Source organism: Streptomyces sp. NPDC048718 (genome assembly GCF_043198875.1).
In the GTDB taxonomy this organism is placed as follows: domain Bacteria; phylum Actinomycetota; class Actinomycetes; order Streptomycetales; family Streptomycetaceae; genus Streptomyces.
The window spans coordinates 324442-337755 of record NZ_JBICVG010000003.1 but is presented as its reverse complement, the minus strand read 5'-3'; the positions used below and the strand labels follow the sequence as shown (position 1 = coordinate 337755).

The following is a 13314-nucleotide window of genomic DNA, read 5'->3' as shown; positions in this document are numbered from 1 at the left end:
GCCCCCCCCGGCCGCCGCGGGCCGGCCCATGCCCGCGCCGTGCCGGGGGGCCGGCGGCGCTTGGGCCTTGACGCCCCGCCCGCCCCGGGGGGGGGGGCCCGCCCCCCCCCGGGGGGGGCGGGCCCCGCGGCCCCTCGGCGTGCGGGGGCGGCCGGGCGCGCCTGCGGGGTGGGGGGCGCGCCCCTGCCGTCAGGTCTGAGGGCGGACCCACTCCGGAGACACCGCGAGTGCGGGCCGGACCCCTGCCGTCACGTCTTTGTCTTTGTCCGGGTCACTGTGTACGGCCGAGTGCGTCGGGGGACGCCCCCAGCCCCAGCCGCCTCACCTGAGTACAAGCCCGCCCCACCGCCACCCACCCTGCGCAAACCTCGCCCTCGCCCCCACCAATCCGCTCAGCCGCTGCCCAAGCCCCTCCGGGTCACTGACAAGCTGGCTCCCATGCGTGCCGCCCGTCTCATCAAATTGGTACTTCTCCTCCAGGCCCGGCCGTCGATGACGGCAGCCGAACTCGCCGCCGAGCTGGAGGTGTCGGAGCGGACCGTGGTGCGGGACGCGCAGGCGCTGTCGGAGGCGGGGGTTCCGGTGTACGCGGACCGGGGGCGGGTGGGCGGGTACCGGCTGGTCGGGGGTTATCGGACGCGGCTGACCGGGCTGGCGCGCGGGGAGGCGGAGGCCCTGTTCCTGTCGGGGCTGCCAGGGGCGCTGCGGGACCTGGGGCTCGCGGACGCGGCGTCGGCGGCGCGGCTGAAGGTGTCGGCGGCGCTGGCGCCGTCGGTGCGGGACGCGCCGGAGGCGGTGGGGCGGCGGTTCCATCTGGACGCGCCGGGCTGGTTTCAGGAGCCGGAGACACCGGAGGTGCTCGCGCCGCTGGCGGAGGCGGTGTGGGGCGACCGGCCGGTGTCGGTCCACTACCGGCGTCCGGACGGCGTGGTGGCGCGGGAGCTGGAGCCGTACGGGCTCGTGTTGAAGGCGGGGGTCTGGTACCTGTGCGCGCGGGCCGAGGGTGCGTTCCGCACATACCGGGTGGACCGGTTCGCCGAGGTGACGGTGGGGTCCGGCGCGTTCGTCCGGGATCCGGGGTTCGATCTGGCGGGGTTCTGGACGGAGCGTTCGGCGGAGTTCGCGCGGTCGCTGCTGCGGACGGAGGTGGTGCTGCGGCTGACGGAGTCGGGGGCGCGGCGGCTGCCGCATGTGACGGACCGGGTGGCGGCCGGTGAGGCGCTGGCGGCCGGGGTCGCCGAGCCCGGGGGTGGCGGGGTGCGGGTGACGCTGGCGGTGGAGAGCGAGGAGGTTGCTTTCGGTCAGTTGTTCGCGCTTGGTCCGGAGGTGGAGGTACTGGCTCCGGCGGGCCTCCGCGAGCGGTTCGCGGAGGCCGCACGACGGACGGCCGGGCTCTATCGGTAGCCGCGTCCCCTCCGACTGGTCAGGGGGCGTCGGTCAGAGCCAAGGGCTGGAGGCCGGAAGCGGGAAGCCACCAGTCACCGGTCACCGGTCACCGGTCACCGATAGTCCTCCGCCCGGGTGTCCGGGTCGGTCTCCTGGGCGAGCATGTAGCCCCAGGAGTCGGGGCGGGAGCCGTCGGCGTCGGTGAAGCCGTACTCCTTGGCGAGCCCGCCGCTGTCGAGGGACTGCCCGTTCCAGCGGGCCCGGCCGGGGTCGGCGGCGAGGGCGGCGATGGCACGGCCGAGGTAGACCGGGGTCTCGGAGACGGCGAAGCCGGGGATCTTCGCGATGGCGTCGCGCCAGGTGTCCTCGGTGACGCCGAGGGTCTCCAGCATCTGTTCGGAGCGCAGCCAGCCGGGGCTGACGCAGACGGCGGTGGCCTCGTACGCGGCCAGTTCGGTCGCGAGGCCGAAGGCCATCCGGATCGGGGCGTTCTTGGCCAGGTCGTAGAAGACGTTCTCGCGGTAGTGGGTGGCGTTGTAGCCGGTGGTGCCGTCGGTGATCTCGACGAGCAGTCCGCCGGGGTGCCGGATGAGCAGGGGCAGGGCGGTGTGGACGGTGACGACATGGGTGCGCACGCCGAGTTCGAGCATCCGCAGGCCGTCGTCGAGGCCGATCTCCCAGGTCTTCTTGCCGAAGCTGGGGCCGAGCAGGTGTTCGCCGCCCCAGACGTCGTCGACGAGGACGTCGAGCCGGCCCTGTTCGTGGTCGATGCGTTCGACCAGGGCGCGCACCTGGTCGGGGTCGAGGTGGTCGGTGGGTACGGCGATGCCGTGGCCGCCGGCGGCGGTGACGAGTTCGGCGGTCTCCTCGATGGTCTCGGTGGTCCGGCCCACTTCGCTGACCGCGGCGCGGGTGGTGCGCCCGGTGACGTAGACGGTGGCTCCGGCGGTGCCGAGCTGGACGGCGATGCCGCGGCCGGCGCCCCGGGTGGCGCCGGCGACGAGGGCGATACGGCCGGCGAGAGGGAGGCTGCGGTCGGTGCTTTCGGTCATGCGGGCAGCCTGGCAGGAAAGCGTGACATCTCCTGTCCGGATTGTTTTCGGCCGTTTCCGAGTGCGGCGCGGGTCCGCACGCACGATGCTGGACCCGTGATGGACGAGACGGAGTTCTGGAAGATCATCGACTCCACCCGGGAGCGCGCCGAGGGCGACCCGGAGGAGCACGCGGACCTGCTCGTCGAGCGGCTGACGGAGCTGGACCCGGACTCGGTGCTGGACTTCGCGCGCCATTTCGAGGCCCGGTACAACCGCGCGTACACCTGGGAGTTGTGGGGTGCGGCCGCGGTGCTGTTCGACGGCGCGGGCGACGAGGTCTTCGACTACTTCCGCTGCTGGCTGATCGGTCAGGGCCGGGAGGTCTTCGAGGGAGCGGTGCACGAGCCGGACGCGCTGGCGGAGCTGCTGGTCGACTTCGACGAGGAGATCGACGGGGACGGCGAGGAGCTGGGGTTCGCGGCGGACGAGGCGTACGAGCGGCTGACCGGCACGGAGGCGCCGGATCTGGGTATCCCGCCGCCGGGCGCGGAGCCGGCGGGCACCCCGTTCGACCTGGACGACGACGGGGTGCTCGCGGCCCGCTTTCCCCGGCTGTGGGAGCGGTTCGGCCCCGGGGAGGGGTGAGCGGCCGGGGCCGGACCGGGCCCGGCGGTCAGACCCCGAGCTGAAGCTCGGGGTTCACCTGACCGAGGATCATGTCGGTCCTCGGCTGGAGGGCGGGGAAGAGCTGCTCGGGCTGGGGTATCGCCCAGTACTTCCCCTCGGCGACCATTCGGAAGACGCGTTCGGCGTGCTCCTCGGGGGTGAGCCCGTGCGCGTCGGCGAGCTGCTGGAGCTGGTCGTTGAAAGCCGCGATCTCCGGGGGTTCGGTCTCGCCGGGGCGGGCCGCCTTGAAGATCTCGCTGTGGACCGATCCGGGGGTCACGACGGACACCTGGATCGGCGCGCCCTTCATCCGCATCTCGTAGTGCAGCGACTCGGTGAGCGCGAGCACGCCGAACTTGGTGACGCTGTACGGGGCCATGAGCGGGCTCGGCAGGAGGCCGCCGATCGACGACACGTTGATCACCCAGGCCCGCTCGCCGCGTTCCAGCATGCGCGGGACGAAGGAGCGGACGCCGTTGACGTATCCACCGATGTTGACCTTGAGCATGGCGTCCCAGCGCTCCGCGGGGATCTCCCACGAGTAGCCCATGGCCATGATTCCGGCGTTGTTGACCAGCATGTCGACGGCGCCGAAGCGGTCGTACGCGGCGTCGGCGAGGGCGTCGACAGAGGCGGCCGAGGCGACGTCGGTGACCACGCTCTCGACCTCGGCGCCGCCGGCCCGCAGTTCGTCGGCGAAGGCGGCGAGCCGGTCGGCGGCGATGTCGGCGAGCACGAGCTTCATCCCGAGGCCGGCGGCGTGCCGGGCGAGGCCGGAGCCGATACCCGAGGAGGCGCCGGTGATGACGGCCACCTTGCCGGCGAAGATCTCCTCGGCGCGGGCCGGGTCCTGCTCCATGGTCTGGTTCGTGTCCGTGTTCGTGTTCGTGTTCGTCATCAGAAGTGCGTTCCTCCGTCGATCCGGATCTCGGTGCCGGTGATGAATCGGCCGTCCTCGGAGCCGAGCATCGCGACGACTCCGGCGACGGTCTCGGGTCCGGCGAAGCCCTGGCCGAGGGCCGGGGAAAGCTTGGCGAAGAGCGACCAGTCGGTGTCCTCGGGCAGGCCGGGGCCCACGGACTGCCGGCTGGCGCCGGAGCCGTCGGTCATACCGGAGGAGATGGAACCGGGCTGGACGGCGGTGAAGCGGATGCCGTCCTTCGCGTACTCGGCGGCGAGGGCGTGCGTCATGGACTGGATGCCGCCCTTGCTCGCCGCGTAGGCCGCCATGTAGGGGTGCGCGAACGTCGCCGAGGTGGAGGAGAAGTTGACGACCGCCGGGCCGTCCCCCTCCCGCAGGGCCGGTATGGCCTCGCGGATCACCAGGAACGTACCGGTCAGATTGACCCGCAGGACCTGTTCGAACGCGGCGAGAGAGGTCTCGTGGGCGTGCGAGGAACGCAGCACGCCCGCCGCGTTGACCAGCACGTCCAGACCGCCGAGGGCGGAGACGGCCCGGGCCACCCCGTCGCGCACCGAGGTCTCGTCGGCGACGTCGATGACGACCGCGGTGAGACGGCCGGCGGCCTCCCCGGCCTTGACGACGGTGTCCTTGAGGCCGTCCTCGCTGATGTCCGCGGCGACGACCGTGCCGCCCTCCGCCAGCATGCGCAGGACGGTGGCCTGGCCGATCCCGGAGCCGCCACCGGTGACGAGCGCGCGGCGCCCTTCGTAGCGGGTCAGCTGTTTCATGACGACAACCTCTCGGTCGAGCTTTCACGGGGCCTTTCCGATCCCGTCCACTGACCACCGTACGCCCAAGTGGCACGTTTTGCCATAGCTGCACAGCGTGCATTTCCGGCAGGCGTCGGCGTACCCTGAGGGAATGAGTGCGAAGCCCCGTCCTTCGACCCTGACCGAGCGCCGCAAGGCCGCCACGCAGCTCGACATCGCCCGGGCCGCCGCCGAGCTGTTCACCGAACGCGGGCCCGACGGCACCACCGCCGAGGAGATCGCCCTGCGGGCCGGGGTCGCGCTGCGCACCTTCTACCGGTACTTCCGCTCCAAGCAGGACGCCGTCGCCCCGCTGCTCGCGGGCGGCGCCGACCGCTGGCGCGACGCGCTCGCGGCGACCGGGCCGGGCGTCGCGCTGCCGACCGCTCTGGAACGCTCCATCGCCGACTCGCTCACGGCCCAAAACGCGGCCGACGAGGAGGGTCTGCGCTGGACCCGGGGGCTGCTGCGCGCGGCCGAGAGCGACCCGGCGCTGCGGGCCGTCTGGTACCGCGTCAACCAGGAGTCCGAGGAGCGGCTGCGGACCGTCCTCGGCGACCTCGCAGGCCCGGACGCCGACCCCCTCGAACTCCGCCTGGCAGCCGCCGCGGCCACCGACGCGATCCGCATCGCCCTGGAGACCTGGTCCGAGTCGGAGGCCCCACCCGCCGGCACGGACGCCCCGGCCGCCCTCGCGCTGCGCTGCCTGCGCGAGCTGATGGGCGGCACACGTCTGCTGGCCCGCGAGGAGTAGGCCGGTCAGCTCCCGGCGAGCGTCCGCCCCATCAGGACGTCGTCCACGTACTCCCCGTCCAGCAGGAACTCCCCCGGCAGAACCCCCTCCACCACGAACCCCTCGGAGACGTACAGCGCCCGCGCCGGGGCGTTGTGCCCGAGCACCCGGAGGGTGAGCCGGGTCGCGCCCTCCGCCCGGGCCCGCTCCCCCGCCGCCCGAAGCAGCGCCCGACCCACCCCGCGCCCCCGCGCACCCGGATCGACGGCGAGCCCCTGAATCTGCCGGACGTGCGCGTTGCAGGCCAGCGGGGTGGGGGCCACGACCCGCACATACCCGGCCACCCCCAGATCGGCCGCCTCGGCGACCAGGTAGTGCGCGGGAAGATGCCGCTCGTCGAAGAACCCCTGCCCCGGCTCGGGCGGCGGCTGCACGGCATGCAGCCGCGACCATACGACCCGGTCGAGCCGCGCGAGCACCCGCTCGTCCCCGACGACGGCCTCACGAACCACCACGCTCATACGCCCACTCTCCCCCACCGAATCTCTTCTCCCCCTCCCCTACCCACCCCCGACAAGCCCCCCACCCACTTCCCGCACCCCCGCACCCCTCCACTCAAGCGGGAGGGGTGCGGGGTGGTGCGCGCGAGACAGCGACGGGAGCGGGGGCCGGGGAGGGGGTCGTGTTCGAAACGTAGAGCGTGATTTGTGGCGCGGAAACAGCAACGCCTCACGCACTGCAAAGGGCTCCGCGCCGTAAATCATGCAGTGCAGAACACGACCCCCGGACCGGCCCACGCGCACCCACCACGAACCCCCAGCGCACCACCCCGCAACCCCGAACGCGCCCCACGCCCCGCACCACCACGCCCACCCGCACAGCGCAGCGCAGCGCACCCGCACCACCGCCCCCACCCGCACAGCGCAGCGCACCCGCACCACCACCCGCACAGCAGCGCGCAGCGCCCCGCGCCCCCCATGCCGCGCACACCCCCCGCACGCGCGTCCTCCCCTCCCCGTCCTCCCGCTTAATCTCTTGCGAACTCCGGCATTCCGGGGACGTGTTGGGGGCATAGGCCTCCCACATGAAGCGCGAACGACCTGGGAGGGGCACGTGCGCGACTACTCGGACGTCGTCGTGGTGGGAGCCGGGATCGCCGGTCTCGCGACAGCTCATCAGCTGACCGCGGCGGGGCTCTCGGTCACGGTCTTGGAGGCCGCGCCGCAGGTGGGCGGCCGGTTGGCGACGGATGTCGTCGACGGTTTCCGGCTCGACCGGCTCGGGCCGCTGTTCACGTCGCCGGAGGTGGCGGGTGTTCCGTTGCGGCCGTTCGCGCCGGGTGTGCTGGTGCATCAGGACGGGCGGTACGGCCGGTGGGGCGCGGGGCACGCGCGCTGGAGTCCACGGGGTTCGGCGGGCGCACGGGGTTCGACGGGTGCCCGGGGCACAACGGGCGCACGGGGGGTGGCGCGCGCGCTGGCCGGCGCGCCCCGCAATCCGGCGGCGTCGCTGGATCAGGCGCGGTTCGGCGGGTCGCTGGTGCGGCTGGCGACGACGCCGGCGCAGCGGATTCTGACGCGTTCCGAGCGGACGGCGCGGGAGGCACTGGCGTTGCGGTTGCCGGCCCGTACGGTCCAGGGGGTGCTGCGTCCGCTGCTCGGCGCGCTGCTGGGCGATCCGGATCTGGCGACGTCGAGCCGGCGCGCGGATCTGGCGCTGCGGTCGTTCGCGCGGGGCCGTCTCGGCGTGCCGGAGGGCGGTTCGGGCGCGCTGGTGGAGCGGCTGATGGCGGGGCTTGCGCCGGGGACGGTCCGGACCGGGGTGCGGGTGACGGAGGCGTCGATCTCGCGGGTGACGACGGCCGCGCACGGGGTGTTCCGGTGCCGTTCGGTGGTGGTGGCGACGGGTGGCCGCGCGGCGGCGGAACTGCTGCCGGGGCTGCGGGTGCCGGAGTACCGGGCGGCGACGGTGGTGCATCACGCGGTGCCGGTCGCGCCGATGGCCGAGCCGGTGCTTCTGCTGGAGTCGGATCCGGGCGGCCCGGTGGCGTTCACGGCGGTGATGAGCGCGGTCGATCCGTCGCGGGCGCCGGCGAACCGCGCGCTGGTCTCGTCGACGGTGCTGGGCGGGCCGCCGGACGGTGACGACACCGAGCGCCGGGTGCGCAAGCATCTGGCGACGCTGTACGGGGTGTCCACGGACGACTGGGAGCCGCTGGCGCTGCGGCACACCCGGGACGCCTTCCCGGTGATGCGTCCGCCGTTCGATCCGGAGCGCCCGGTGCGGCTCCTGTCGGGCCTGTACGTGTGCGGTGACCATCGGGCGGCGGGCACCCCGTTCGGCGCTCTCACCTCGGCCGAGCGGGCCGCGACCGCACTTCTCGCGGATCTGGGCACGCGCCCGGCCGAACCGTCGCGGCCGGACGAGACGGCGGCGTAGGCGGGGCCGGCCCCGCGTCGGCCCGCGCCCGCACCACCACCAAACCGGCGAACACCGAAGGCCACCGCCCGAGGCCGCCGACGCCCCCTCGGTCATCCCAGCGCGGCCACCCGGTCGCGGTAGATGCGGACCGCGGGGGCGTCGCGGTACGGCTCCAGGCGGCGCTCGAAGTCGCGTACGTACTCCACCGCCCGCGCCGACCGCATCTCCGAGGCCTGCTGCGCCGCCTCCGCGCCCAGGGCGCACGCCTGGTCCAGCTCGCCGAGCGCGAGCCGGGCGGAGGCGAGCACCACCCGGCAGAACAGCCGGCTGCGGGCGTGACCGGGGCCGCGCAGCTGGAGCGCGCGTTCGGCGTGCTGCGCGGCGGCCCGGTACTGCTGGAGGTCGCGGTGGCAGTGCCCGAAGTCGTCGGCGAGCTGGGCCTCGTCGTAGAACTTGGCCCAGTACGGCACCTCGTCGCCCGGCCGGGCCGCGTCCAGGGCGCGCTCGGCGCGGGCCAGCGCCGCCCCGCAGGCTCGCGCCTCGCCGAGGACGGCGTGACCGCGCGCCTCGACCGCGTGCAGCAGGGCCTGGACGACGGGCGGCGCCGCCGAGCCGACGCCCTGCTGGGCGACGCGGGCGAGCTGGACGGCCTCGCGGCCGTGCCCGAGGTAGACGGCCTGGTGGCTCATGGTGATGAGGACGTACGAGCCGTACGCCCGGTCGCCGGCGGCCTGGGCGAGCCGCAGCGCCTGGACGAAGTACCGCTGGGCGAGCCCGTGCGCGGCGATGTCGTACGAGGTCCAGCCGGCCAGCCGGGTGAGGTCGGCGACCGCGCCGAACAGCCGGCGCCCGATGCTCTCGCCGTACGTACCGCGCAGCATCGGCTCGGCCTCGTGCTCCAGGTAGCGGACGAGGGCCTGGCGGGCGTGGCCGCCGCCGTAGGCCTGGTCGAGGGTGCGGAACAGTTCGCCCACGGAGCGCAGCGCGGCGATGTCGCCGCTGGACACCCGCTGTCCGGGGCCCCGGTCGGTGCCGCGCTGACGGGGCACTCCGTAACGGCCCTGGGCCGGAACCCGCGGCTCGGCGCTCCCGCTCCCGGTTCCTCCCCCGCTCGCGCCTCCGCCGGAGGCCGACGACGGGGCCGGCACCCCCGGGGTGCCCGGGGCGCCTGGTTCACCGCGCGCCACGCGCTCGTCGGCGCGGCCGATCAGCCAGTCGCGGCTGGGCACGACGAGCCCGGCCGGAGTGAAGGCGATCTTGCGCAGTTCGGCGTGACTGCCGGAGTCCTTGCGCCACAGGCCGCTGACGATGTCGACGGCCTCCTCCGGGGTCGCCGCGAACTCCAGACCGGCGTACACCGGCGCGCAGGCGTCGAGTCCGAGGTCCTGGGCGGACAGCCGGCGGCCGAGCCGACGGGTGAAGACCTCCGCGATCAGGGCGGGGGTCGTGCCGCGTGGCTGCTGGCCGCGCAGCCACCGGGTCACCGAGGTCTTGTCGTACCGCAGGTCGAGTCCGTGCTCCAGGCCGAGCTGGTCCACCCGCCTGGCGAGACCCGCGTTCGAGAAGCCAGCTTCGGCGATGAGCGCGGCGAGCTGGCGGTTCGGCATGCGCTGCGAGGGTCGTTCCGTCATCAGCTGTGCGGTCTCCTGCCTTCCGGGCCCGGGGTGGAAGCCCGATTGGACCTTTATGGCCCTCATGGAACGGCGCGAATTTAGCTCCGTTCACCGCGTTTACCGGCGGCTTTTCCGTACATTCATCCGTTCGTGTGAGGGCTGGCCACCCGCTGACAAAGCCTCTTCCGGGACCCCGCACCGCCCTCCCGGCCCGCTCCGGCCCGCCCGTCGGCCCGGCGCACCTGCCGGGGGACGGCCCGACGTGCCGCCGTACAGTGGCGTGGGTGCGATCGACGCATGACACCGAGTCGGCTCCCGCCCCGGGGACGACCCCCCGGACCCCGGCTCGGCACCCAGGAGGAGGCATGGCCGTGAGTGAGCTGCGATTCGTCCGTCTGGGCTTCGGCGAGGACGCCGTCGACTACCAGGTCGCCTGGGACAAGCAGCGCGAGGTGCACGCCGCCCGGTTCGAGGACGAGATCGAGGACACCTGTCTGCTCCTGGAGCACCCGCCGGTCTACACCGCCGGCCGGCGCACCGAGGAGAGCGAGCGCCCCCTGGACGGCACGCCGGTGGTCGACGTGGACCGCGGCGGCAAGATCACCTGGCACGGCCCCGGCCAGCTGGTCGGCTACCCGATCATGAAGCTGCCCCGGCCGGTCGACGTGGTCGCCCACGTACGCCGCCTGGAGGAGGCGCTGATCCGTACGGCCGCCGACTTCGGCCTGGAGACCACCCGTATCGAGGGCCGCAGCGGCGTGTGGGTCCTCGGCGACCCCGTCGAGTCCCGCCCGGCGATCGGTGGCCTGTCGCTCGACCTGGCCCCCGGAATCGACCCCCGGCTCACGGACACCGAGTTCGACCCCCGGCTCAACGGCCCCGAGTACGCCCCCTCCAACGCCGGCCAGCGCCGCGAGGACCGCAAGCTCGCGGCCATCGGCATCCGGGTCGCCAAGGGCGTGACGATGCACGGCTTCTCGTTCAACGTGAACCCCGACAACACCTGGTTCGACCGGATCATCCCGTGCGGCATCCGGGACGCGGGCGTCGCCTCGCTCGCGGGCGAGCTGGGCCGGGACATCACGATCGAGGAGGTGCTCCCGGTCGTCGAACGGCATCTGCGCGACGTGATGGCGACCGCGGAGCCGAAGCCCCGGGACGTCGAGGCGGAGCAGCGGGCCGTACGCGAGAGCGAGCGGACCCCGGTGGCCTGAACGCCCCGGTACGGCCTGAAGGCGACCCCGAGGGTGGCCTGAAGCGAGGCGAAGGGCCTCAAGAGGGCCAAAGGGCCCCGCCGGTGGCGTGCGGCGGCCTGCCGGTGGCCGGAAATAGAGCCGCCTCACCCCGGCCCGCCGCGGCCGGAGGAATGCCAGGCGTAGGCCAGAGGTTGGCCAGAGCGTCAAGGCATAAGAAGCAACGGGCGTACCCTGGTGTGCGCCGAAGAATCGAAGCTACAGGAGCCGATGTGTCCGCAGTCGCACCCGACGGACGCAAGATGCTGCGCCTGGAGGTCCGGAACGCCCAGACCCCCATCGAGCGCAAGCCCGAGTGGATCAAGACCCGGGCGAAGATGGGGCCCGAGTACACGAAGATGCAGAGTCTCGTGAAGAGCGAGGGTCTGCACACGGTCTGCCAGGAGGCGGGCTGTCCCAACATCTTCGAGTGCTGGGAGGACCGCGAGGCGACCTTCCTCATCGGCGGCGACCAGTGCACCCGGCGCTGTGACTTCTGCCAGATCGACACCGGCAAGCCCGAGGCCCTGGACCGGGACGAGCCGCGCCGCGTGGGCGAGTCCGTCGTCACGATGGACCTGAACTACGCCACCATCACCGGCGTCGCGCGCGACGACCTGGAGGACGGCGGCGCCTGGCTGTACGCGGAGACCGTGCGTCAGATCCACCAGCAGACCGCGGAGCGCGCCGCCGGCCGCACCAAGGTCGAGCTGCTCGCCCCCGACTTCAACGCGGTGCCGGAGCTCCTCGAGCAGGTCTTCGACTCCCGCCCCGAGGTCTTCGCGCACAACGTCGAGACCGTGCCGCGGATCTTCAAGCGGATCCGTCCGGGCTTCCGGTACGAGCGGTCGCTCGACGTCATCACCCAGGCGCGGGACTACGGTCTGGTCACGAAGTCCAACCTGATCCTCGGCATGGGCGAGACCCGCGAGGAGATCAGCGAGGCGCTCCAGCAGCTGCACGACGCCGGCTGCGAGCTGATCACGATCACGCAGTACCTGCGGCCGTCGGTCCGCCACCACCCCGTCGAGCGCTGGGTGAAGCCGCAGGAGTTCGTGGAGCTGAAGGAGGAGGCCGACGAGATCGGCTTCTCCGGTGTGATGTCGGGCCCGCTGGTCCGCTCCTCGTACCGCGCGGGCCGGCTGTACCAGCAGGCCATGGAGCGTCGCGGCGCCGCCGACGCCGTGACCCCGGCCGTCTGACACCGGCACCGCAGGGGGCGCGCGGCCCTCGTTCGCGCCGTTTCCTTGCCGGGCCTTGCCCGTGGCCGTCCGTACCTCGTACGGACGGCCACGGTCGTTCGGGGACGGCGGAGGAGGCGGGAAGGGCCCCGGCGCGCGCCCGGGCGTGCGCCGGTGTGGTTTCACCTGTCTTTGACCGGCGGGTCACACTCCGGCAACACCGATCTGTGAGTGTGTACGTACGCACCGCCACCCGAGCGCCCCGGAGGTTCCCTCCCATGCAGGCCGCGCGCACTGCCCGGACTCGTTCGCTCCCCTCGCTGCCCTCGCTCCCTTCCGTCACCGGCGCGCTGCGCGCCGTCGAGACCCTGCTGCTGGCCGGCGGCCAGCGCACCGCCCGGCGCAACGCCTGGGCGTCCGTCCTGGAGGACCGGCGCCGCGCGAAGGATCGCGTGGAGGCCCAGCGTGTGATGGAGGCCGTGGCGGGGCGGGCTTCGCGGGCCACGTAAACTTCAGGACATGGCGAGGAAGGCAAACACGAGCGGCGCTGACGCCGCGACCCCCGGGCGACTGAAGCAGATCGCCCTCACGTACAAGATGACCCGGAAGGTCGACCCGCAGGTCGGTCTCGTCGTCGCGGGCGTGGGCATCGTCGTACTCGGTGTCCTCCTCGCGATCGGTTTTCTCATCGGGCACCCGGTCTACCTGGGCATTCTCGGCTTCGTGCTGGCGTTCCTGGCGATGGCCATCATCTTCGGCCGGCGCGCCGAGAAGGCGGCCTTCGGCCAGATGGAGGGCCAGCCGGGCGCTGCCGCGGCGGTGCTGGAGAACGTCGGGCGCGGCTGGACCGTGACCCCGGCGGTGGCGATGAACCGCAGCCAGGACGTGGTGCACCGCGCGGTCAGCCGCGCCGGCATCGTGCTGGTGGCGGAGGGCAACCCGAACCGGGTGAAGTCCCTTCTGGTGGCCGAGAAGAAGCGGATGGCCCGCATCGTCGTCGACGTGCCGGTGACCGACATCATCGTCGGCGACGACGAGGCCGCCGGTCAGGTGCCGCTGAAGAAGATCCGCACGAAGATGCTCAAGCTCCCGCGCGTTCTCGCCGGGCCCCAGGTGACGGCGGCCAACGACCGGCTCCGCGCGATGGGTGACCTGATGAGCAACATGCCGCTGCCGAAGGGTCCCCTTCCCGGTCGTGGCGCTTCGAGCCGCCGTCCCCCGCGAGGCTGATCCCCGCCCCCATCCTGAAAGAGGGGTGCCCCCGCCCAAACATGTGGCGGGGGACCCCACCTTAAACGTCGCGCCCCGAGCCACACCCGGAACCGGCCCCCGAAA

Annotated in this window: 13 protein-coding genes; 8 read left to right on the top strand and 5 right to left on the bottom strand. The window is 73.2% G+C overall.

What is annotated here, in order from left to right; genetic code table 11:
* Positions 1 to 438 precede the first annotated feature (438 nt).
* Entirely contained in the window at positions 439 to 1404 is a 966-nt protein-coding gene (locus ACGFRB_RS07170) for a helix-turn-helix transcriptional regulator (protein WP_393240108.1), read from the top strand.
* 95 nt (positions 1405 to 1499) lie between these two features.
* Here the strand turns inward: ACGFRB_RS07170 and ACGFRB_RS07165 are convergent, their stop codons facing one another.
* Positions 1500 to 2438: an SDR family oxidoreductase gene (locus ACGFRB_RS07165; RefSeq protein ID WP_393240105.1), complete on the bottom strand. Its 939-nt coding sequence runs from the start codon at positions 2436 to 2438 to the stop codon at positions 1500 to 1502.
* 99 nt (positions 2439 to 2537) lie between these two features.
* On the opposite strand from ACGFRB_RS07165, the gene ACGFRB_RS07160 reads away from it, so the two are divergent.
* Entirely contained in the window at positions 2538 to 3065 is a 528-nt protein-coding gene (locus tag ACGFRB_RS07160) for a DUF4240 domain-containing protein (protein ID WP_361238757.1), read from the top strand.
* A gap of 28 nt (positions 3066 to 3093) precedes the next feature.
* Here ACGFRB_RS07160 and ACGFRB_RS07155 read toward each other — a convergent pair whose 3' ends face one another.
* Entirely contained in the window at positions 3094 to 3984 is an 891-nt protein-coding gene (locus tag ACGFRB_RS07155; protein ID WP_393240102.1) for an SDR family NAD(P)-dependent oxidoreductase, read from the bottom strand.
* Complete coding sequence (locus ACGFRB_RS07150) at positions 3984 to 4778, bottom strand: SDR family NAD(P)-dependent oxidoreductase (protein WP_393240099.1); 795 nt, start codon at positions 4776 to 4778, stop codon at positions 3984 to 3986. Before ACGFRB_RS07150 ends, ACGFRB_RS07155 begins: the two co-directional genes overlap by 1 nt.
* Positions 4779 to 4911: 133 nt before the next feature.
* Here ACGFRB_RS07150 and ACGFRB_RS07145 point away from each other — a divergent pair, with 133 nt between their 5' ends.
* Positions 4912 to 5553, top strand: coding sequence for a TetR family transcriptional regulator (locus tag ACGFRB_RS07145; protein WP_363012333.1), 642 nt, complete (start codon positions 4912 to 4914; stop codon positions 5551 to 5553).
* Positions 5554 to 5558: 5 nt separating this feature from the next.
* On the opposite strand, the gene ACGFRB_RS07140 is transcribed toward ACGFRB_RS07145, so the two are convergent.
* On the bottom strand, positions 5559 to 6053 hold the full coding sequence (locus tag ACGFRB_RS07140; RefSeq protein WP_363012334.1) for a GNAT family N-acetyltransferase: 495 nt from the start codon (positions 6051 to 6053) through the stop codon (positions 5559 to 5561).
* A 592-nt stretch (positions 6054 to 6645) separates the two neighbouring features.
* Here ACGFRB_RS07140 and ACGFRB_RS07135 point away from each other — a divergent pair.
* Positions 6646 to 7971 (top strand): NAD(P)/FAD-dependent oxidoreductase, encoded by a 1326-nt coding sequence (locus ACGFRB_RS07135; RefSeq protein WP_393240094.1) that lies wholly within the window; start codon positions 6646 to 6648, stop codon positions 7969 to 7971.
* Positions 7972 to 8063: 92 nt separating this feature from the next.
* Here the strand turns inward: ACGFRB_RS07135 and ACGFRB_RS07130 are convergent, their stop codons facing one another.
* Entirely contained in the window at positions 8064 to 9584 is a 1521-nt protein-coding gene (locus tag ACGFRB_RS07130) for a regulator (protein ID WP_393240091.1), read from the bottom strand.
* A 353-nt stretch (positions 9585 to 9937) separates the two neighbouring features.
* Between ACGFRB_RS07130 and lipB the strand changes: the two genes are divergently transcribed.
* The 4 genes from lipB to ACGFRB_RS07110 all read left to right on the top strand — a co-directional run bounded on the left by lipB (position 9938) and on the right by ACGFRB_RS07110 (position 13209).
* Entirely contained in the window at positions 9938 to 10780 is an 843-nt protein-coding gene (gene lipB, locus ACGFRB_RS07125; RefSeq protein ID WP_363012337.1) for a lipoyl(octanoyl) transferase LipB, read from the top strand.
* A gap of 251 nt (positions 10781 to 11031) precedes the next feature.
* On the top strand, positions 11032 to 12000 hold the full coding sequence (gene lipA, locus ACGFRB_RS07120) for a lipoyl synthase (RefSeq protein WP_361237335.1): 969 nt from the start codon (positions 11032 to 11034) through the stop codon (positions 11998 to 12000).
* A 257-nt stretch (positions 12001 to 12257) separates the two neighbouring features.
* Positions 12258 to 12488 (top strand): hypothetical protein, encoded by a 231-nt coding sequence (locus ACGFRB_RS07115; protein ID WP_393240087.1) that lies wholly within the window; start codon positions 12258 to 12260, stop codon positions 12486 to 12488.
* Between the two features lie 10 nt (positions 12489 to 12498).
* A complete protein-coding gene (locus ACGFRB_RS07110) occupies positions 12499 to 13209 on the top strand; it encodes a DUF4191 domain-containing protein (RefSeq protein ID WP_363012339.1) in 711 nt (236 codons plus the stop codon).
* The last annotated feature ends 105 nt before the right edge of the window (positions 13210 to 13314 follow it).